The sequence below is a fragment of the Aeromicrobium duanguangcaii genome (assembly GCF_024508295.1).
Lineage (GTDB): Bacteria > Actinomycetota > Actinomycetes > Propionibacteriales > Nocardioidaceae > Aeromicrobium > Aeromicrobium duanguangcaii.
Genome location: NZ_CP101990.1, coordinates 560,388 through 579,557 on the forward strand (window position 1 = coordinate 560,388; position 19,170 = coordinate 579,557).

General features: G+C 72.1%; 20 protein-coding genes. 14 read left to right on the plus strand and 6 right to left on the minus strand.

The features are described 5' to 3' along the window. Positions 1 to 7 precede the first annotated feature (7 nt). Genes glmM through NP095_RS02840 form a run of 3 tightly spaced genes read left to right on the plus strand, consistent with a single transcriptional unit; the run spans position 8 to position 2,827 of the window. Positions 8 to 1,354 carry a phosphoglucosamine mutase gene (glmM, locus tag NP095_RS02830; RefSeq protein WP_232417560.1) on the plus strand — a complete coding sequence of 449 codons (1,347 nt, stop codon included), beginning with the start codon at positions 8 to 10 and terminating at the stop codon, positions 1,352 to 1,354. A gap of 1 nt (position 1,355) precedes the next feature. After that, positions 1,356 to 1,817 (plus strand): GNAT family N-acetyltransferase, encoded by a 462-nt coding sequence (locus NP095_RS02835; RefSeq protein WP_232417558.1) that lies wholly within the window; start codon positions 1,356 to 1,358, stop codon positions 1,815 to 1,817. Between the two features lie 38 nt (positions 1,818 to 1,855). Continuing rightward, positions 1,856 to 2,827 carry a GNAT family N-acetyltransferase gene (locus NP095_RS02840; protein WP_232417556.1) on the plus strand — a complete coding sequence of 324 codons (972 nt, stop codon included), beginning with the start codon at positions 1,856 to 1,858 and terminating at the stop codon, positions 2,825 to 2,827. A gap of 108 nt (positions 2,828 to 2,935) precedes the next feature. On the opposite strand, the gene coaA is transcribed toward NP095_RS02840, so the two are convergent. Beyond that, on the minus strand, positions 2,936 to 3,886 hold the full coding sequence (gene coaA / locus NP095_RS02845; protein ID WP_232418546.1) for a type I pantothenate kinase: 951 nt from the start codon (positions 3,884 to 3,886) through the stop codon (positions 2,936 to 2,938). Between the two features lie 45 nt (positions 3,887 to 3,931). Between coaA and glmS the strand changes: the two genes are divergently transcribed. From glmS to tsaD, 11 genes are all read left to right on the plus strand, one after another. Beyond that, on the plus strand, positions 3,932 to 5,776 hold the full coding sequence (gene glmS, locus NP095_RS02850; RefSeq protein WP_232417554.1) for a glutamine--fructose-6-phosphate transaminase (isomerizing): 1,845 nt from the start codon (positions 3,932 to 3,934) through the stop codon (positions 5,774 to 5,776). Positions 5,777 to 5,780: 4 nt separating this feature from the next. Beyond that, entirely contained in the window at positions 5,781 to 7,196 is a 1,416-nt protein-coding gene (locus NP095_RS02855; RefSeq protein WP_232417552.1) for an NAD(P)H-hydrate epimerase, read from the plus strand. Continuing rightward, complete coding sequence (gene alr / locus NP095_RS02860) at positions 7,193 to 8,296, plus strand: alanine racemase (protein WP_232417550.1); 1,104 nt, start codon at positions 7,193 to 7,195, stop codon at positions 8,294 to 8,296. Before NP095_RS02855 ends, alr begins: the two co-directional genes overlap by 4 nt. Beyond that, positions 8,293 to 9,276 (plus strand): alpha/beta fold hydrolase, encoded by a 984-nt coding sequence (locus NP095_RS02865; RefSeq protein ID WP_232417549.1) that lies wholly within the window; start codon positions 8,293 to 8,295, stop codon positions 9,274 to 9,276. Before alr ends, NP095_RS02865 begins: the two co-directional genes overlap by 4 nt. Before the next feature lie 25 nt (positions 9,277 to 9,301). Next, positions 9,302 to 10,264: a tRNA (adenosine(37)-N6)-threonylcarbamoyltransferase complex ATPase subunit type 1 TsaE gene (tsaE, locus tag NP095_RS02870; RefSeq protein ID WP_306173278.1), complete on the plus strand. Its 963-nt coding sequence runs from the start codon at positions 9,302 to 9,304 to the stop codon at positions 10,262 to 10,264. A gap of 117 nt (positions 10,265 to 10,381) precedes the next feature. After that, positions 10,382 to 11,020 (plus strand): tRNA (adenosine(37)-N6)-threonylcarbamoyltransferase complex dimerization subunit type 1 TsaB, encoded by a 639-nt coding sequence (gene tsaB / locus NP095_RS02875; RefSeq protein WP_232417547.1) that lies wholly within the window; start codon positions 10,382 to 10,384, stop codon positions 11,018 to 11,020. After that, positions 11,017 to 11,448, plus strand: coding sequence for a GNAT family N-acetyltransferase (locus tag NP095_RS02880; protein WP_232417543.1), 432 nt, complete (start codon positions 11,017 to 11,019; stop codon positions 11,446 to 11,448). The genes tsaB and NP095_RS02880 overlap by 4 nt, the downstream gene beginning before the upstream one ends. After that, positions 11,445 to 11,927 carry a VTT domain-containing protein gene (locus NP095_RS02885; RefSeq protein WP_232417537.1) on the plus strand — a complete coding sequence of 161 codons (483 nt, stop codon included), beginning with the start codon at positions 11,445 to 11,447 and terminating at the stop codon, positions 11,925 to 11,927. Before NP095_RS02880 ends, NP095_RS02885 begins: the two co-directional genes overlap by 4 nt. A gap of 46 nt (positions 11,928 to 11,973) precedes the next feature. Beyond that, positions 11,974 to 12,387, plus strand: a complete 414-nt coding sequence (locus NP095_RS02890) for a DUF5709 domain-containing protein (protein ID WP_232417533.1) — start codon at positions 11,974 to 11,976, stop codon at positions 12,385 to 12,387. Positions 12,388 to 12,430: 43 nt separating this feature from the next. Next, positions 12,431 to 13,186 carry a lysophospholipid acyltransferase family protein gene (locus tag NP095_RS02895; protein ID WP_232417531.1) on the plus strand — a complete coding sequence of 252 codons (756 nt, stop codon included), beginning with the start codon at positions 12,431 to 12,433 and terminating at the stop codon, positions 13,184 to 13,186. A gap of 28 nt (positions 13,187 to 13,214) precedes the next feature. Then, complete coding sequence (gene tsaD, locus NP095_RS02900) at positions 13,215 to 14,258, plus strand: tRNA (adenosine(37)-N6)-threonylcarbamoyltransferase complex transferase subunit TsaD (protein WP_232417529.1); 1,044 nt, start codon at positions 13,215 to 13,217, stop codon at positions 14,256 to 14,258. 96 nt (positions 14,259 to 14,354) lie between these two features. Here the strand turns inward: tsaD and NP095_RS02905 are convergent, their stop codons facing one another. The 5 genes from NP095_RS02905 to NP095_RS02925 are packed head-to-tail and all read right to left on the minus strand — an operon-like array spanning position 14,355 to position 19,107. Further along, the gene (locus NP095_RS02905) at positions 14,355 to 15,203 is read right to left on the minus strand and encodes a 5-oxoprolinase subunit C family protein (RefSeq protein ID WP_232417526.1); all 849 of its coding nucleotides are present in this window, start codon (positions 15,201 to 15,203) and stop codon (positions 14,355 to 14,357) included. Next, the gene (locus NP095_RS02910; protein WP_232417524.1) at positions 15,200 to 15,781 is read right to left on the minus strand and encodes a 5-oxoprolinase subunit B family protein; all 582 of its coding nucleotides are present in this window, start codon (positions 15,779 to 15,781) and stop codon (positions 15,200 to 15,202) included. The genes NP095_RS02905 and NP095_RS02910 overlap by 4 nt, the downstream gene beginning before the upstream one ends. 1 nt (position 15,782) lies before the next feature. Continuing rightward, on the minus strand, positions 15,783 to 16,502 hold the full coding sequence (locus NP095_RS02915) for a 5-oxoprolinase subunit PxpA (protein WP_232417522.1): 720 nt from the start codon (positions 16,500 to 16,502) through the stop codon (positions 15,783 to 15,785). Positions 16,503 to 16,518: 16 nt separating this feature from the next. Then, on the minus strand, positions 16,519 to 17,679 hold the full coding sequence (locus NP095_RS02920) for a class I SAM-dependent methyltransferase (protein WP_232417520.1): 1,161 nt from the start codon (positions 17,677 to 17,679) through the stop codon (positions 16,519 to 16,521). Between the two features lie 27 nt (positions 17,680 to 17,706). After that, positions 17,707 to 19,107 carry an NAD(P)-binding domain-containing protein gene (locus NP095_RS02925; RefSeq protein WP_232417518.1) on the minus strand — a complete coding sequence of 467 codons (1,401 nt, stop codon included), beginning with the start codon at positions 19,105 to 19,107 and terminating at the stop codon, positions 17,707 to 17,709. Positions 19,108 to 19,170 lie beyond the last annotated feature (63 nt).

A 19,170-nucleotide genomic window follows, 5' to 3' on the forward strand; every position in this document is an offset into this window, starting at 1 on the left:
GGCGCGCATGGGCCGGATCTTCGGTACCGACGGCGTTCGTGGTCTGGCGAACCGAGACCTGACCGCGGAGCTCGCGGTCGACCTCTCGGTCGCTGCCGCGCACGTCCTCGGCGAGGCCGGTGCGTTCGCCGACCAGCGTCCGACAGCAGTCGTCGCCCGCGACACCCGCGCCTCGGGGGAATTCCTCGAGGCCGCGGTGGTCGCGGGTTTGGCGTCTGCGGGCGTCGACGTCCATCGCCTCGGCGTGGTCCCCACGCCGGGTGCGGCGTACCTGACGGCACTCCTCGAGGCCGACATGGGCGTCATGATCTCGGCCAGCCACAACCCGATGCCCGACAACGGCATCAAGTTCCTGGCGCGCGGCGGGGTCAAGCTCGACGACGAGATCGAGGCGGCCATCGAGCAGCGTCTCCATGAGGCGTGGGACCGACCCACCGGCGCCGGCGTCGGCCGCGTGGGCGACAGCCACGCCGGACTGGGCGCCTACGTCCGTCACCTCCTCGACACGCTGCCGATCCGTCTCGACGGGCTGCGCGTCGTCCTGGACTGCGCCAACGGCGCCACCTACGAGGCCGCGCCGGACGCCTTCGAGCGGGCTGGGGCCGAGGTCATCGCGATCCACGCCGATCCCGACGGTCTCAACATCAACGAGGCGTGCGGATCGACGCACCTGGACGACGTGCGCCGCGTCGTGGTCGAGCGCGGCGCCGACGTGGGCTTCGCCTTCGACGGCGACGCCGACCGGTGCCTGGCGGTGGACCAGAACGGCGAGATCGTCGACGGCGACCAGATCCTGGCGATCCTGGCCCTGCGCGCCAAGCGCGAGGGCCGCTTGGTCGACGACACGGTCGTCGCCACGGTCATGAGCAACCTCGGCTTCACCCAGGCGATGGAGGCCGCGGGCATCACCGTCCGCCGCACCGCCGTCGGCGACCGCTACGTGCTCGAGGCGATGCGCGAGGGCGGGTACAGCCTCGGCGGCGAGCAGTCCGGTCACGTGATCATGAGCCGCCACGCCACCACCGGCGACGGAACCCTGACCGCCCTGCAGCTGGCGGCCGAGATGGCATCAACCGGCCGGACGATGTCCGAGCTCGGCTCGGTGATGGAGCGTCTCCCGCAGGTGCTGGTCAACGTCGGCGGCGTCGATCGCGAGGGGGCCAAGCACCACGAGATCGTCCTGGCCGAGGTCGCGGCGGCCGAGGCCACCCTGGGCGACAGCGGCCGCGTGCTGTTGCGCCCCTCGGGCACCGAGCAGCTGGTCCGCGTGATGGTCGAGGCGCCCACCGCCGACCAGGCCCACGAGATCGCCGAGCACCTCGCTGGCGTCGTGCGCACGACCCTCGCGCTCTGACGTGGCGCTCGACCTCGAGCCCGGCGGGCTCGACCGCGACGATGTGCAGGCCCTGCTGGCCGAGCACCTCAGCGACATGTTCGCGACCAGCCCCGCCGAGAGCGTCCACGCGCTCGACCTCGACGCGCTGCGTGACGGTGCCATCTCGTTCTGGACGGCGAGCGAGGACGGCCGGCTGCTCGGCTGCGGTGCGCTGAAGGACCTGGGTGACGGGCACGGCGAGTTGAAGTCGATGCGCACGACCGCCGAGGCGCGCGGGCGCGGTGTCGCCACGGCGCTGCTCACCCATCTGGTGGCCACGGCGCGATCGCGCGGATTCACCCGGCTCAGCCTCGAGACGGGCACCGAGCCGTACTTCGCGGCGGCGCGCCGGCTGTACGTGCGTCACGGGTTCGAGCCGTGCGAGCCCTTCGGCGACTACGTTCTCGATCCGCACAGCGTCTTCCTCACGCGCGCGATCTGACCCTCGCCGCCACCGGCTGGGGGTGCCAGACTGACCGCATGGCCGTGACGATCGAAGTGCTGGACCCGACCGACCACGGAGCCTTCGTCGAGTTCTACGACGTGTACCGCCGGTCCAACGAGCGCGCCATCGACCAGCCGTGGCTGCCCGACGAGCTGAAGGTGCTCATGGTGGGCGACGAGTACCTGCGCAACGACTCGCTGTTGGCACGCCAGGGTGACACCGCCGTCGGCGTCGCGATCGCCGAGCTGCCCGAGCGCGACAACGTCACCACGGTCTACGCGGAGGTCTGGGTGCCGCCCGAGCTGCGCCGGCGCGGATACGGCAGCGCCCTGCTCGAGCGGCTCGAGCTGCGGGCGGCCGAGGACGGCCGCGAGCGCGTCCTCACCGAGACCCTGCGGCCGATCGATGACGAAACCTCCCCGGCGCGGGAGTTCATGCTGGCGCACGGGTACAGCCCCGACACGACCCTGATCCAGCGCGAGCTGGCGCTGCCTGCGGACATGCCGCCGGCCGACCTCCGCGACGGGTACACGCTGGCCGCCTGGCGGGCGGCGCCTCCGCCGCAGTGGCTGGAGGAGTACGCCCGGCTGCGGGCCCTGCTGAACCAGGAGGCGCCGGCGGGCGAGACCCAGCTCGAGAACGAGTACTGGGACCCCGATCGGCTGGTGCACGAGGTCGACCAGTGGAAGCGCCAGGGGCGCACCCCCCAGACCGTCGTTGCCGTCGCCCCCGACGGCCACCTGGCGGGGCACACCCAACTGGTGTTCCCGGCGAAGTCGACCGAGGTCTACCAGTGGGACACGCTCGTGCTGCCCGAGCACCGCGGCCACGGACTGGGCCTCGCGCTCAAGCGCCACGCGATGCGCGAGGCCGCCGACCTGCTCGAGGGCCGCACGCGCGTCGTGACGTGGAACGACGCCCAGAACGACCACATGATCGCCGTCAACGAGGCCCTCGGGTACCGCGCCACGGCGTGGGCCGACCAGTGGGTCAAGAACCTCGGCTGAGTCCGAGCGGATCCGCCCTCGCCCCAGCTCCGAGATTTGCCCCCAAACTCACCTTTGAGACCCACTGAAAGGTGAGTTTCGGAGCAAATCTCGGGAGCGGGGGAGGGGTCAGAGCTTGCGCAGGCGGACCCACTGGACGCTGTGGTCCGACGACTTGCGCAGCACGAGGTCGGCGCGACCGCGCGTCGTGGCGACGTTCTCGCGCAGGTTGGGCCAGTTGATCGTGTCCCACAGCTCCTCGGCGCGGCTCTGGGCCTCGGCGTCGGTGAACGTGCTGTAGCGGTGGAAGTACGAGGCCGGATCGGCGAACGCGGTCTCGCGCAGGCGCAGGAAGCGGCTGATGTACCAGCGCCGGATGTCGCGGCTGTTCGCGTCGACGTAGATCGAGAAGTCGAAGAAGTCGCTGATCGCCAGACCGGGTGACCCGTCGCCGCGCGACCGCGGCGGTGCCAGCACGTTGAGGCCCTCGACGATGAGGATGTCGGGCCGCTTCATCGAGATCGTCTCGTCGGTGCGGTCGTACGTCAGGTGGTCGTAGACCGGCGCCTCGATGACCTCGGCTCCGCTCTTGGCCTGCATGACGAACCGCAGCAGCGCCTTGCGGTCGTAGGACTCGGGGAATCCCTTGCGGTGCATGATGCCGCGGCGCTCGAGCTCGGCGTTGGGCAGCAGGAAGCCGTCGGTGGTGATGAGGGCGACGTTCGGGTGGTCGTCGTGCTGGGCCAGCAGGTCACGCAGCAGGCGGGCGGTCGTGGACTTGCCCACCGCGACCGATCCGGCCAGGCCGATGATGAACGGCACGCGGTCGGGCTGCGGGTCGCCCAGGAACCGCTCGGTCGCCCGGTAGAGGGCCTCGGCCAGGCGCACGCGCAGGCTGATCAGCTGGGTCAGCGGGACGTAGACCTGCTGCACCTCGTCGAGGTCGAGCTCCTCGCCCAGGCCGCGGACGCGCTCCACCTCCTCGGGGGACATGGGCTGGACGGCGTCGTGTGCCAGCTTCGCCCACGCCGAGCGCTCCAGCTCCACGTAGGGGGAGGGGTCCCGTGACATACCCCCCATTGTCACCAGCACCTGTCCCCACCGCGCAGTCGGTACCCTGAACGCATGTGTGGAATCGTCGGATACGTGGGCCATCGTCAGGCGCTGGACGTCGTGATGGGTGGGCTGCGACGCCTCGAATACCGGGGCTATGACTCCACGGGCGTGGGCGTCGTCGATGGTGACCACATCGCCTGGGACAAGAAGGCCGGCAAGCTGGCCAACCTCGACGCCGCGCTGGAGGCCCGTCCGCTGCCGCCCTCGACGACCGGGATCGGGCACACCCGCTGGGCCACCCACGGCGGCCCGACCGACGCCAACGCGCACCCTCACCTGGACAGCAGCGAGCGCGTCGCGGTCGTGCACAACGGCATCATCGAGAACTTCATGGTCCTGCGCGACGAGCTGGAGGACGACGGCTACGAGTTCGCCTCCGAGACCGACACCGAGGTCGTGGCGCACCTGCTGCACCGCGAGCTGCAGCAGACCGACGACCTGCCCGAGGCTGTGCGCGCGGTGTGCCGGCGGCTGAAGGGCGCCTTCACCCTCGTCTTCGCCGATGCGCAGAACCCCGGCGTCGTCGTCGGGGCGCGGCGCAACTCGCCGCTGGTCGTCGGCCGGGGCGACGGCGAGAACTTCCTGGGCTCGGACGTCGCCGCGTTCATCGACTACACCGCCGAGGCGATCGAGCTGGGCCAGGACCAGGTCGTCACGATCACCGCCGACTCGATCGAGGTCACCGACTTCGACGGCAACCCCGCCCCCACCACCGAGTACACGGTCGACTGGGACGTCACCGCCGCCGAGAAGGGCGGCTACGAGTGGTTCATGGTCAAGGAGATCGAGGAGCAGCCCAAGGCGGTCGCCGACACCCTGCTGGGCCGGATGGACCCCGACGGGGCGCTCCATCTCGATGAGATGCGCCTGTCCGACGATGAGCTGCGCAACATCGACAAGATCATCATCATCGCCTGCGGCACCGCGTCGTACGCCGGACTCGTCGCGAAGTACGCGATCGAGCACTGGACCCGGATCCCGTGCGAGGTCGAGCTGGCCTCGGAGTTCCGCTACCGCGACCCGATCATCGACCGCTCGACGCTCGTGGTGGCGATCAGCCAGTCCGGCGAGACGATGGACACCCTGATGGCGATCCGGTACGCGCGCCAGCAGCGCGCCCGGGTGCTCTCGATCTGCAACACCAACGGCTCGACGATTCCGCGCGAGTCCGACGCCGTGATCTACACGCACGCCGGCCCCGAGGTCGCCGTGGCGTCCACGAAGGGCTTCCTGTCGCAGGTCGTCGCGTGCTACCTGCTGGGCCTCTACCTGGCCCAGGTCAAGGGCGTGAAGTACGGCGACGAGATCCGGGCGATCATCGACGAGCTGCACCAGATCCCGGCCAAGGTCCAGCGGATGATCGACGACAGCGACCAGGTGCGCAAGCTCGCCGCCGAGCTGATCGATCGCCGCTCGTTCCTGTTCCTGGGCCGCCACGTCGGCTACCCGGTGGCGCTCGAGGGTGCGCTGAAGCTCAAGGAGCTCGCGTACGTCCACGCCGAGGGCTTCGCGGCCGGCGAGCTCAAGCACGGACCCATCGCGCTGGTCGAGGACGGCCTGCCGATGTTCGTGGTCGTGCCGCCCCGCGCGCGCGACCAGCTGCAGGAGAAGATCGTCAGCAACATCCAGGAGGTGCGGGCCCGCGGGGCCTACACGATCGTCCTGGTCGAGGACGGGGACGACTCGGTCGTGCCGTTCGCCGACGTGGTGATCCGGATGCCGAAGGTGCCCACGCTGCTGCAGCCGCTCGTGGCCACGGTTCCGCTGCAGATCTTCGCCTGCGAGCTGGCCGAGCTGCTGGGCCACGACGTCGACCAGCCCCGCAACCTGGCGAAGTCCGTCACGGTCGAGTGACCCGATGCTGACCGCCCACACCGTCGCGCAGATCCGCGCAGCGGAGGAGGTCGCAGCCGACCAGCAGGGCTGGGACGGTCTCATGCAGCGCGCCGCCCGGGAGCTGGCCGAGCGTCTCCTCGCGCTCATGCCCGCCGACGAGACGGCGGTGGTGCTCGTGGGTCCGGGCAACAACGGTGGCGATGCCCTCTTCGCGGCCGCCCGCCTCCTGGAGCGTGGCCGCCGGGTGAACCTGTGCCTGCTCGACCCGTCGAAGGTCCACCGCGGCGGGCTCGCCGCGGCCTCCGCCGCCGGAGCCCGGGTCGTCGACCGGCCGGACGGTCATCGCTTCGTGGTCGACGCCCTGTTCGGCATCGGCGCGCGCCCGGGTCTCGAGGGAGCGGCGGCGCACTGGGCGGACTGGATCGAGCGTGAGCGGCCGGTGGTCGTCGCCGTGGACGTGCCCTCGGGGATCGGCGTCGACGACGGGCGCCTCGACGGGCCGGCCGTCCGCGCCGACCACACCGTCACCTTCGGCACGGCCAAGTACGGACTGCTGCTCGGCCCCGCCGCCGCGCTGTCCGGGCGGATCACGGTCGTCGACATCGGGATGGACCTGTCGCGCGAGCCCGCGCTGGAGTCCCTCGAGTTGGCCGACGGCCAGCGCTTCCGCGACCGGATCGTCCCGGGGGTCGCCGATCACAAGTACAGCCGCGGCGTGCTGGGCATTCGCGCCGGCTCGCCGCAGTACGCCGGCGCCGCCCACCTGTGCGTCGCCGGCGCCCAGGCCGGACCGGCCGGGATGATCCGCTTCGTCGGCGAGCCCGAGCTGTCGCGGCGCGTCGTGGACCGCGCGCCCGAGGTCGTGGGCGCCGCCGGCCGTGTCCAGGCGTGGGTCGTCGGACCGGGCGGCGAGGACTCGCCCGAGCCCTTGGCGGCTGCCTTGGCGGACGAGGTCCCCGTCGTCGTCGACGCGACCGCGCTGGGTCACCTGCCCATGTCCTTCACCACCGACGCGCTGCTGACGCCCCATGCCGGTGAGCTCGCGGCGATGCTGGGCGCCGAGCGTGACGAGGTCGAGGCCGACCCGCTCACGCACGCCCGCCGCGCCGCCGAGCGCTGGTCCGCGACGGTCCTGCTCAAGGGGCCGCGCACGCTCATCGTGTCCGCCGACGGCAGGCTGAGGGTCAACACCTCGGGCACGCCCTGGCTGGGCACCGCCGGAGCCGGTGACGTCCTGGCGGGCTTCGCCGGGTCGCTGCTGGCGCGCGGACTCGACGCCTTCGACGCGGGATCGATCGCCGCGCTCGTGCACGGGCTCGCGGCCGAGCGCCTGGGCGGCCCGTTCGTCGCCTCGGACGTCGCCCGCGCGATGCCGCGGCTGTTGCAGCAGTTCTGCGCCGGACCCGGCCAGGACCACCGAACCGGAGACCTGACATGAACGCCGACCTCCTCGTCGACCTCGACCAGTACCGCGCCAACCTCGCGGCACTGCGGACGTATGCCCCGAGCGCGCTGCAGATGGCGGTCGTCAAGGCCAACGCCTACGGCCACGGCATGGTGCCGATGGCACGCGCGGCGCGTCAGGGCGGAGCCGACTGGCTGGGCGTCGCCACTCCCGCCGAGGCGCTGGAATTGCGCGCGGCCGGCGACCGTGGCCCCCTGCTGTGCTGGCTGGCGGTGCCCGGTGCGCCGTTCGCCGAGCTGATCGACGCGGACGTCGAGGTCACCGCGTCCGGGGTCGACCAGCTCCAGGCGATCGCGGCGGCCGGCGACCGGCCCCGCGTCCAGCTGAAGGTCGACACGGGCCTGTCGCGCAACGGCGCGTTCGGACCCCAGTGGGACGACCTCGTCGCCGCGGCCGCCCGCCTGCAGGAGGCCGGCAGCATCGAGGTGACGGGGATCTGGTCCCACTTCGCCAGTGCCGACGAGCCGGAGAACCCGTCCAACGACCACCAGGAGTCCGTCTTCCGCGCCGCAGTCGACCAGCTGGCCGCGGCCGGCGTCGATCCTGGCCTGCGGCACCTGGCCAACTCGGCCGCGGCGGTCACGCGCCCGTCGTCGCACTTCGACCTGGTGCGGATGGGGATCGCCGCGTACGGGATCGATCCGGACCCGGCGGTCCACGTGCCCGAGGTCCGTCCCGTGCTGACGGCGCGCACGGTCCTGGCGAACGTCAAGCGCGTCCCGGCGGGCGCCTCCGTCTCGTACGGATGGCGCTGGACCGCCGACCGCGAGACCACCTTGGGACTCGTCCCGGTGGGGTACGGGGAGGGCATCCACCGCACGGCCTCGAACCGGGCCGAGGTGGGGTTCGACGGGAACCGCGTGCCCGTTCGTGGGACGATCTGCATGGACCAGTTGGTCGTCGACCTGGGCGACCAGCCCGCTCGGATCGGTGATCCGGTCACGGTGTTCGGGCCCGGCGACGACGGCGAGCCGACCGCTCAGGACTGGGCGGACGCCGCGGGGACGATCGCGTACGAGATCGTGACCCGTCTGGCCGGACGTTGGTCCCGCACCTACCGAGGAGAACGATGACATCGGTCGCAGGACGGGTCGCCGCCACCGCGGGCGCCTTCGCAGCGGCGGGTGTCGCGGGTGCCGCCGCGACGGTCCTGAAGAACCGCAAGACCCGCGAGCGCCGCTTGTCGCGGGGCGATGAGGTCCCGTTCGGCTCGGTCCGCGGCGACTCCTATTACGTGTCGGCCTCCGACGACGTCCCGATCCACGTCGAGATCGACGAGGGCCCCGGGCCGACGATCGTCTTCGTGCACGGCTGGCTGTGCGACCTCGACACGTGGCACTTCCAGCGGCTGGCCCTGCGCGGCCACGCCCGGCTGGTCTTCATGGAGCTGCGCTCGCACGGCCGCTCCGGCCGCAGCGGACCCCGGAACTCGTCGCTGCACGCCATGGCCGACGACCTGCACCGGGTGATCGACGCCCATGCTCCCGAGGGCCCGGTCGTGCTGGTCGGCCACTCGATGGGCGGCATGGCGATCATGCAGCTGGCCCAGCTGGCTCCCGAGTTGTTCGAGGACCGGATCGCCGGTGTGGCGCTGGTCAGCACCAGCGCGGGCAAGCTGATGCGCCGCAGCCCGGCGCTGCGCTTCGTCGTGCCCCTGGTCAAGGCGGCCACGCCGCTGCTGGACTGGGGCCGCGAGTTCAACAGCTACGCCATCATCCGGCGGTGGGCCTTCGGTCCGCACGCGCAGCCGGCGCGGGTCGACATGGCCGACGAGATGATCCTGCGCGCCCCCACCACCGTGATCCTGAACTTCTACGACAACTTCGTCGAGCTCGACCTCGGGGCCGGACTCGAGGTGATCTCGCGGTGCCGCGCGTCGGTCGTGTGTGGCACCAAGGACGTGATGACGCCGCTGAGCCACAGCAGCTGGCTGGCCCGGCACATCGCCGGCGCCGAGCTGGTGCCCGTCAACGACGCCGGTCACATGGTGATGCTCGAGGAGCATGAGCAGGTGACGGAGGCGATCGAGCGCGTCCTCAAGGACATCGCATGAGCAGCGCAGTGGAGAAGGAGCGCCGGTGAGCACCGAGCTGGACGTCGAGCTGGTCGGGTCGGAACGCGCGGCGGAGGTGCTCCAGGTCATCCACCGCGCCTTCGCGACGCGACCCACGCTCGACCCGCCCGCCACGGCCGGCGACGAGACGCTCGAGACGGTGGCCGCGGCGCTCGACCGCGACGGGGGACTGCTGGCCACGCGTCGCGGCCTGCCGATGGGCGCGATCCTGTTCGACCGGACGCGACCGGCGATGCTCGGACTCAAGCGCGTCAGCGTCGACCCGCTCGGCCGCGACCGGGGCGTGGCCTCGGTGATGGTCGGCGTCGCCGAGGACGTCGCCGAGGAGCGTGGGATGGACGGCATCTGGCTGCACGTCCGCGAGGAGCTGCCCGACAACATCCGCTTCTGGAGCCACCGGCACTACCTTCCGGTGCGCCAGGACGGCACCACGATCGAGATGGGCAAGACGCTGTGGCTGGCCCGTGAGGTGCCCGACGCCGACGCGATGCGTGATCTCGCCGCGCGGGTGGCGACGCTGCTGCGCGCCGGCGACCTGCTCGTCCTGACCGGCGATCTCGGCGCGGGCAAGACGACGTTCACCCAGGGCCTCGGCGAGGCGCTGGGGGTGCGCGGCCCGGTCACGTCGCCGACCTTCGTCATCGCCAGGACGCATCCCAGCGAGGTCGGCGGACCCGCGCTGGTGCACGTGGACGCCTACCGGCTGGGCAGCGCCGCCGAGATCGACGACATCGACCTGGACGCCACGACCGAGGACTCGGTCACGGTCGTCGAGTGGGGCGCCGGCATGGCCGAGCAGCTCTCCGACAGCTGGCTGTCGATCGCCATCGAGACGCGCGCCGCCAGCCCGGGGGACCCCCTGGGCACGGCCTCCGGAGTGGAGTCCGACGAGATGCGCGTCGTGACGATCCGTCCGCGCGGGCGGCGCTGGCTCGGCGTCCCGCTGCGCAGCACGCTGCTGGGCTGACGCCTGCTCCGCGCCACCCACCCCGACTCCACTTTTGGAAATGGATCCACGTCGATCGGATCGTGGGACGTGGATCCGGTTCCAAAAGTGGAGAGGGGCCGCAACTAGGCTGGGCAGGTGCTCCTCCTTGCGTTCGACACCGCCACCCCGGCGATCTCCGTCGCCGTCCATGACGGCTCCTCCGTCGTCGCCGAGGCGACGGGCGAGGGAACCATGGCCCACGGCGAGCTGCTGGCGCCTGCGATCAGCGAGGCGCTCCAGCGAGCCGGTGCGACCGCGGCCGACCTGACCGACGTCGCCGTCGGCGTGGGTCCTGGCCCGTTCACCGGGCTGCGCGTCGGCGTCGTCACCGCCCTCACCCTCGGCCAGACGCTCGGCCTGACGACCCACGGCGTGTGCTCGCTCGACATCCTCGCCTCGCAGGCCGCCTCGCGGTTCGAGACCGACTTCGTCGTGGCCACCGACGCCCGGCGCAAGGAGGTCTACTGGGGTCGCTTCACCGCCGAGGGCGTCCGCGTGACCGGGCCCGAGGTCGACTTCCCCGAGACCGTCGCCGCCCTGGGACTGCCGGTCGTCGGGCGCGGCGGGCAGCTCTACGCCGACCGTCTCGACTGGTTCGCCGAGGCGCCGCTGGACCCCTCCGCTGCCGCCCTGGCCACCCTCGTCGCGGGCGGGGGAGCGGTCGAGCTGCCGCTGGAGCCGCTCTACCTGCGCCGACCTGACGCGATGCCCCAGGTCGCACCCAAGCCCGTATGATCCGCGCGGCCGGCCTGCGCGACCTGGACACGCTCGAGTCGATCGAGAAGGCCAGCTTCGGTCCCGACGCCTGGACGGCCGGACAGGTCCGCGACGAGCTCGTCGGGGACCGGATCGTGCTGGCCCTGGTCGACGAGTTCGGTGTCCGTGGCTACGCCTCCCTGCGGCTCTTCCTGCCCGATGCCGAGCTGATGCGGATCGCCGTGGGCCTGGGCTCGCGCCGTGAGGGCGTGGGCTCGCGACTCCTCGGGGCGGTCCAGGACACGGCTCGGGCACGAGGCGCCGAACGGCTGCTGCTCGAGGTCGCGGACGACAATGAGGCGGCGCTCGCGATGTACCGCGGGGCCGGCTACGGCGAGATCGGCCGGCGTCGCGCCTACTACCGGTCCGGGGCGGACGCCGTGCTGATGGAGCTGCGCCTGTCATGAGCGACGTGATGGACTCCATCCGGTCCTGGCCGTGGGCCTGGGCGTGGCTCGCCTTCTTCGTGATCGTCCTGCTGCGGGCCGCCGGCACCTACGGGATCGGCCGCGCGGTGGCGGCCGGCCTGCTGCGCGATCGCCGGCCGGGGCGGCGCGTGCGGCTGGCGATGGCCCAGGTCGAGCGTTGGGGTCCGCCGGCGGTCACCGTGAGCTTCTTCACGGTGGGCGCGCAGACCGCCGTCAACCTCGGCGCGGGGCTCGCCCGGATGACCTTCCCGCGCTATCTGACGGGCCTCGTGCCCGGCGCGGTGATCTGGGCGACGATCTGGTCGACGATCGGCATGAGCGCTTTCTTCGCGGTCTTCACCGGCGGCGCGGAGCGTGCCTCGTGGATCCTCGTGCTGGTCGTGGTCGTGGTCCTGCTGGTGCTCCTGAGGCGGTCCATTCGCCACTCGGCGCCTGCCACGGAGCACCTCCGCGACTGACCTCCGCGCCCCTGCGAGGCCTTCCGTGCCGTGGCATGGTGGAGGTATGAGTGATCCGCGTAATCCTGCCCCGGCACCTGCTCAGTACCCGACCCAGGAGCAGAACGACGACACACTCCTGGGCCGTGAGCCGTTCGACCCGCTGGACGAGGGCATCAGCCCGCCCGAGCGCTGGTCGGCGGGCGAGGGCTTCGGCACGACCGTCGAGGAGCAGCTCGAGGGCGAGTCCTTCGACCAGCGTCTCTCCCAGGAGGAGCCGGACATCGATCCGGACGCCGAGTGGAACGAGGACAACCTCGACGACGGCGAGGTCGGTCAGACCCGTTCGGGCCGTCTGGTCGATCCCGACGGCGGTATCGGCGAGGACCGCGTGGCCGAGCTCGTCGGTGACGACGTGGGCATCGACGGCGCCGGCGCCAGCGCCGAGGAGGCCGCCGTTCACGTCGTCGAGGACGAGTGACGACGCTCGCCTCGGGTGAACGCGCGTGCACTAGGGTTCAGGCATGCGCGACCTGACGTACCCGCCGGTCATCGGCACGGCCAAGACGCTGTTCAGACTGCTGGGGATGAAGTTCCAGACCTCCGGCACCGAGCACATCCCGCGTGAAGGCGGCGCCATCCTGGCCTCCAACCACGTCAGCTACGTCGACTTCATCTTCAACGGGCTGGCGGCCCAGCCGTCGGGGCGTCTCGTGCGCTTCATGGCGAAGAAGGAGGCCTTCGACCACAAGGTCTCGGGTCCGCTGATGCGCTCGATGCACCACATCCCGGTCGACCGTGCCCAGGGTGAGGGCTCGTTGCACGCAGCGGCCGACTACGCCCGCGCCGGAGAGATCGTCGGGATCTTCCCCGAGGCGACCATCAGTCGCTCCATGGAGGTCAAGGAGATCAAGACCGGCGCCGTCCGCGCGGCCGCCGAGGCGGGCGTCCCGCTCATCCCGATGGTCGTGTGGGGCACCCAGCTGCTCAAGACCAAGGACCACGAGGCTGACCTGTGGGGCCGCGGCAAGACGATCGGCCTGCACGTCGGCGCGCCGATCCCCGTCACCGGCGAGGACCCCGTCGCCGAGACCGAGCAGCTGCACGCCGCGCTGGCCGCGCTGCTCGACAAGGCGATCCGCGAGTACCCGATCTCTCCGGAGGGTCAGTGGTGGGCCCCGGCCCGGTACGGCGGAACCGCCCCGACGCCCGAGGAGGCGCACCGCCTCGATCTCGAGGAGAAGGCCGCCCGCGAGGCCAAGCGCGCCCAGCGCAGTTGAGTCTTCGCCCGCCTGAGAGAATGGGCGGGTGAGTGAGCCGCTGGTGCTGGGCATCGAGTCCTCCTGTGACGAGACCGGCGTGGGCATCGTGCGGGGCACCACCCTGCTGGCCCACGCGGTCGCCTCGAGCGTCGAGGAGCACGTCCGCTTCGGCGGCGTCGTGCCCGAGGTCGCCAGTCGTGCGCACCTCGAGGCGATGGTCCCCACGCTGGAGCAGGCCTACGAGCAGGCCGGGCTCGACGTGCGTGACGTCGATGCCATCGCCGTCACGAGTGGTCCGGGGCTGACCGGCGCGCTGCTGGTCGGCGTCGCCGCGGCCAAGGCCCTCGCGCTGGCCCACGACAAGCCGCTGTACGGCGTCAACCACCTCGCCGCGCACGTCGCGGTCGACCAGCTCGAGCACGGGCGGTACACCGAGCCGGCCATCGCGCTGCTGGTCAGCGGCGGCCACACCGAGCTGCTCCTGGTCAACGACATCGCCACCGACATCACGCTGCTGGGCGGCACGATCGACGACGCCGCCGGCGAGGCCTTCGACAAGGTCGCGCGACTGCTGGGACTGCCGTACCCCGGCGGGCCCGAGATCGACCGCGTCGCCCGCGACGGCGACCCGACCGCGATCGCCTTCCCGCGCGGCCTCACCACCGGTCGCGATCTCGACCGCTACCGCTGGGACTTCTCGTTCTCCGGGCTCAAGAGCGCCGTGGCCCGCCACGTGCAGCACGAGCAGCGGATGGGCCGCCCGGTCGCGGTCGCCGACGTGGCCGCCTCGTTCCAGGACGCGGTGTGCGACGTGCTCAGCCGCAAGGCGATCAAGGCGTGCGTCGACCACGACGTGCCCCGCCTGATCATGGGCGGCGGCGTCGCGGCCAACGGCCGGCTGCGCCACTTCGTGCTGGAGCGGGCCGCGAAGGCCGGTGTCGAGGTCCGCATCCCGCCGCCGTCGCTGTGCACCGACAACGGCGCGATGGTCGCGGCACTCGGGGCCGAGGTCGTCCGCCGCGGCATCGCGCCCTCGCCGCTGGACCTGCCGGTCGACTCGAGCCTGCCGGTCACCCGCATCGTCGCCTGACGCGTCCCCCGGCTCCCGAGATTTGCTCTGATTCTCACCTTTCAGAGCCCCTCAAACGTCGGAAGGGGAGCAAATCTCGGGGCTGGGCGGAGGGCTTCAGGCGCGGTGGCGCCGGAACCGCACGACGTCGCCGGGCCGGGCCTGGGCCAGCGCGTCGGTGTCGACGACGACCCCGATGACCGGGTAGCCGCCCGTCACCGGGTGGTCCGGGCCCAGCACCACGGGTCGCCCCGAGCTGGTCACCTGGATGCTGCCCCGCACGACGGGCTCGCTCTCGAGTTCGCCGGTGCGGGCGCGGTCGAGAGACGGACCCTCGAGCCGGACCCCGATGCGGTCCGAGACCGGGTCGACCCGCCACGGGCAGGACAGCAGGGTGCTGATCGCCTGTGCGGTGAACCAGTCGTCGCGGGGGCCGAGGACGACACCGACGCCGACCTCGCCCGCCGCGATGTACGCGGGGACGGTCTCCAGCGACACGGGACCGTGCGGCCGCCCGACCACCAGCTCGTCGCCCCGGGACAGGGGAGCCGGTCCCAGTGCCGCCATCGTGTCGAAGGAGCGGCTGCCCAGCACGGGCTCGGGTCGGAACCCGCCCGCGACGGCGACGGTCCAGCGCATGCCGACGGCGGGCGCGCCCAGGCGCAGGACGTCGCCGCGGCGCAGCGAGAGCACGCGGCCGGACCCGACGGGACGACCGTCGACGGACACCTGCCCCGCGGCACCGGCCACCGCGACGACGTGGGGAGCGGTGGCGACCAGAGCCAGCCCGCCGCCGAGGGCCTCCAGCGCGGCACAGTCCTCCGGGTTGCCCACGAGGTGGTTGGCGGCGCGCAGGGCTTGTAGGTCGAAGGCGCCCGACGGCCCGACGCCGAGGTCGGCCCACCCGGGACGCCCCTGGTCCTGCACGAGCGTCAGAGGGCCGGGCTCCAAGACGCGCAGGCTCATCGGTCGACCGCCACGAAGCGCACGACATCACCGAGGCGCAGCAGGGCCGGATCCTCGCGGCCGAGGTCCCACAGCGGCGCGTCCGTCCGGCCGATGAGCTGCCAGCCGCCGGGGGAGGAGCGGGGGTAGATCCCGCTGAAGGCGCCGGCCAGGCCCACCGAGCCGGCCTCGACCCGGGGTCGCGGTCGGTCGAGGCGCGGTACCTCGAGGCCGGGATCGCCGCCGGTCAGATAGGCGAAGCCCGGGGCGAAGCCGGCGAAGCCGACGGTCCACGGGGAGGCGGTGTGCCGGCGGACCACCTCGTCGACGTCGAGGCCGCAGTGCCGGGCGACGTCCGCCAGATCGGGCCCGTCGTAGACGACCTCGACCGCCACCTCGCGTCCCCGGACGTCGTCGACGTCGGTGACCTCCGTCGATGAGATCAGGGCGCGAAGCTGATCGGGCCGCCCCCGCAGCAGGACCGTGTTGGCCCCCAGCGTCGGGGCGTGGTCCCGCAGGGCGGCGTGCCAGCGGCGGGCCTCCAGGGCGTCCTCACAGTCGAGCAGGACGGCCGCGTCGCCGCAGGGCAGGACGCGCACGTCAGCCGAACGCCCGGACGTGGACGGCGTGCCGGTCCATGAGGTCGCGGACGCGCCCGAGCAGCAGCTCGGCGCCGGGACTGTCGCTGTGGACGCACACCGAGTCGACGGCGTCCACGAGGGACAGCGCCTGCTGCGCGGCGACGTCGGGGTCGGTGAGGACCGCACCGGCCTCGCCGCGGGGGACGAGCGAGCCGTCGCCGGCGTAGGCCCGGTCGGCGAACCCCTCGTGCACGGTGCCCACGCCGGCATCCCGCGCCAGGCGCAGGGCCAGCGAGCCGGGCATCCCGACGAGGGGCAGTGGCAGGGGATCGGCCAGGAGCGCCTCCACGACCGCCGCGGCCTGGGTGGGATCGTGACTGATCCGGTGATAGAGGGCGCCGTGGGGCTTCACGTAGCTGACGACGCCACCGGCGGCGTCGGCCAGGGCGCGCAGGTGCTCGACCTGGCGGCGCACCTCGTCGGCCAGGTCGCGCGGCGCGAGCTCCATGGCGCGACGCCCGAAGCCGTCGCGGTCCGGGTATCCCACCTGGGCGCCGATGGCGACGCCGTGCTCGACGGCCGCCCGGCAGGTGGCGGCGATCAGGACGTCGTCACCGGCATACGCGCCGCAGCAGACGTTGGCGCTCGTGACGAGGGCGAGCAGGCGGCGGTCCTCGCCGGAGGCCCAGCGCTCGGCCGACTCGCCCAGGTCCACGTTGAGGTCGACGCGGGCGGGCATGGCCCGACGCTACCGTTCAGCGGCGCCGCTCGACCAGGAAGGCGCGACCCTCGCCGTCGACACGGGTCATCACGACGGTGGCGGGGTGCGGCCCCGTGAGCTTGAGTCGGGCGATGAGCCGCTCGGGGACGATGTCCACGCCGCGCTTCTTGATGGTCAGCGTGCCGATGTCGCGCTCGCGCAGCGCGGCACGCAGCTGCTTCTCGCGGAAGGGCAGCTCCGCCTCGACGCGGAACGCTCGCCCGTACGGCTCGGCGGCGGGGGAGTCCGTCGTGATCCACGCGATGTGCGGGTCGAGTAGGTGCCCGCCCAGGTCGTCGGCCAGCTCGGCGACGAGCCCCGCGCGGATGACCGCGTCGTCGGGCTCGACCAGATGGGAGAGCATGGGACCCGTCGCCGCGACGGCGCCCCGATCGATCAGCGTCGCTCCCGCCGGCAGGATCGTGGCCCGGCGCGCGGGACCGGGTCCGAAGCCCGCGCCCCACAGGCACGCCTCGACCAGGTCGCCGCCGTCGGACACCCACTCGGCCTGCACGCCGGGCGGGACCGCGTCGTGCGCGATGCCCGGCATCACCTTGGCCACCGCTCGCCCGGCGAGCAGACCCGTCACGAAGTCCCACGACGGGACCAGCGCGTCCAGTCGGAACGTGCGGCCCGCGCCGTCGCGGCGTGCCGGATCGACGAACGCGACCTCGTCGGGCTCGAGCGCCGTCGTCGTGGCGTCGCCGACGTCGACGGTTCCGGCCAGGCCGAGCGCCGCCAGATTGGCCCGCGCGATCGCGGCGCGGACGGGGTCCTGCTCGACGCCGCGGACCTCGAGTCCGGCGCGCGCCAGGGCGATGAGGTCGCCGCCGATGCCGCAGCCGAGATCGACGACGCGGGTGCCACCGAGCTCGACGAGCCGCGCAGCCCGATGGGCGGCGACGGGAGCGCGGGTGGACTGCTCGAGGGCGTCCGGCGTGAAGTACATCCGCGCGGCATCCTCGCCGAACTTCGCCGTCGCCCGCCGCCGCAGTGCGTGCTGCGACATGGCGGCGGCGACCAGCTCCGCAGGGTGGTCACGACGCAGCCGGGTGCCGAGCGCCAGATCGGACTCGGAGCCCGAGCGCTCGGCGATGTGCCCCAACAGGACCTGGCCCTCGTCGTCGAGCAGTGACTCGAAGGTCGCCAGGTCCATGGGTCACATTGTCCCCGCGCCCGGCCCTCAGGTCGTCGCGGCCCGGTCCTCCTCCTCGGTGACCAACGTGGCAACCTCGTCGTCGACGGGATCGGACAGGTAGCGCTCGAGGCTGTCGTCCAGCTCCTGCAGCCACGGAGTGTGGTGGACCGAGGCCATCGTGCCGGTGAGGACGGAGGGGTAGACCTTGTCCCGGTAGGTGAGGACGTCGTCCTGCTTGTCCGCCTTCCAGGCCAGGAAGATCTCGACGACGCGGTCGAGGTCGAAGGACGGGTAGTCCGTCAGGTCGATCAGGTCGCGGATGTAGTCGGCCTGGAACCGGATCTCGTCGCCGGCGGTCTGCAGGGACGCGAAGCGCTCGCGCCACGCGTCGATGTCGCGCCGCTGCTCGGCAGCATCCGGCAGGGCGATCCGGCCCATGATGACGTCGCGGACGTACCAGGCCTGCGCGTCGAACATGTTGAACGTGAACCACTGGTCCTGGGCGCCGAGGTAGAACAGCCGGTCGTTCGCCTCGGAGACCACGCCGCGGTACAGGTGGTCCGGATACAGGCAGTTCGGGGAGTCCAACGCGAGGTCGGACGGCAGGAACGGGTAGTGGTGCAGGTAGCCCGTGCACAGCACCACGGCGTCGAACCGACGCGACTCGCCGTTGGCGAAGTGGGCGATCGAGCCCTCGAAGCGCTCGACGAGCGGCAGCTCCTCCATGCCCTCGGGCCAGGGGAAGCCCATCGGCGCGGTGCGGTAGCTGAACGTCACCGAGCGGGCGCCCATCTTGAACGCTTGCACGCCGATGTCCTCGGCGGAGTAGCTGGCGCCGATGAGCAGCACGTCCTGGTCGGCGAGCCCCTCGGCTCCACGGAAGTCGTGCGCGTGGCTCAGGCGGCCCGGGAACGTCTCGATGCCGGTGAAGTAGGGGACGTGGGGCGTGCTGAAGTGCCCGGACCCGACGATCACGTGATCGAAGGTCTCGGAGGTCGTCTCGCGCGACTCCAGGTCCTCGACGGTCACGGTGAACTGCCGGGTCTGCTCGTCGAACTCGACCCAGCGCACGACGGTCGAGAACCGCACGTACTTCTTGACCCCGCTGTTCTCGGCGCGCCCGTTGATGTAGTCCCACAGCACGGCGCGCGGAGGGTACGAGGAGATCGGCCGTCCGAAGTGATCGTCGAACGTGTATTCAGCGAACTCGAGCGCCTCCTTGGGGCCGTTCGACCACAGGTTGCGGTACATGCTCGAGTGGACCGGCTCGCCGTGCTCGTCCAGGCCCGTGCGCCACGTCAGATTCCATTGCCCGCCCCAGTCCGCCTGCTTCTCGAAGCACACGATGTCCGGTATCTCGTGGCCGGCTCTCGCCGCCGACTCGAAGGCCCTCAACTGGGCCATTCCGCTGGGTCCTGCTCCGATGATCGCGACGCGTGGGGTCAAGTCTTCCTCTCCGGCCGGCGTGGCCCGGTGTCTGGGCGCGAGCCGGAACCCGCGCCGAAATCT

Coding starts and splice junctions, on each gene's coding strand:
- glmM (WP_232417560.1), top strand. CDS start 8: ATGGGCCGGATCTTCGGTACCGACGGCGTTCGTGGTCTGGCGAACCGA.
- NP095_RS02840 (WP_232417556.1), top strand. CDS start 1,856: ATGGCCGTGACGATCGAAGTGCTGGACCCGACCGACCACGGAGCCTTC.
- coaA (WP_232418546.1), bottom strand. CDS start 3,886: ATGGGGGGTATGTCACGGGACCCCTCCCCCTACGTGGAGCTGGAGCGC.
- glmS (WP_232417554.1), top strand. CDS start 3,932: ATGTGTGGAATCGTCGGATACGTGGGCCATCGTCAGGCGCTGGACGTC.
- NP095_RS02855 (WP_232417552.1), top strand. CDS start 5,781: ATGCTGACCGCCCACACCGTCGCGCAGATCCGCGCAGCGGAGGAGGTC.
- alr (WP_232417550.1), top strand. CDS start 7,193: ATGAACGCCGACCTCCTCGTCGACCTCGACCAGTACCGCGCCAACCTC.
- NP095_RS02865 (WP_232417549.1), top strand. CDS start 8,293: ATGACATCGGTCGCAGGACGGGTCGCCGCCACCGCGGGCGCCTTCGCA.
- NP095_RS02880 (WP_232417543.1), top strand. CDS start 11,017: ATGATCCGCGCGGCCGGCCTGCGCGACCTGGACACGCTCGAGTCGATC.
- NP095_RS02885 (WP_232417537.1), top strand. CDS start 11,445: ATGAGCGACGTGATGGACTCCATCCGGTCCTGGCCGTGGGCCTGGGCG.
- NP095_RS02890 (WP_232417533.1), top strand. CDS start 11,974: ATGAGTGATCCGCGTAATCCTGCCCCGGCACCTGCTCAGTACCCGACC.
- NP095_RS02895 (WP_232417531.1), top strand. CDS start 12,431: ATGCGCGACCTGACGTACCCGCCGGTCATCGGCACGGCCAAGACGCTG.
- NP095_RS02905 (WP_232417526.1), bottom strand. CDS start 15,203: ATGAGCCTGCGCGTCTTGGAGCCCGGCCCTCTGACGCTCGTGCAGGAC.
- NP095_RS02915 (WP_232417522.1), bottom strand. CDS start 16,502: ATGCCCGCCCGCGTCGACCTCAACGTGGACCTGGGCGAGTCGGCCGAG.
- NP095_RS02920 (WP_232417520.1), bottom strand. CDS start 17,679: ATGGACCTGGCGACCTTCGAGTCACTGCTCGACGACGAGGGCCAGGTC.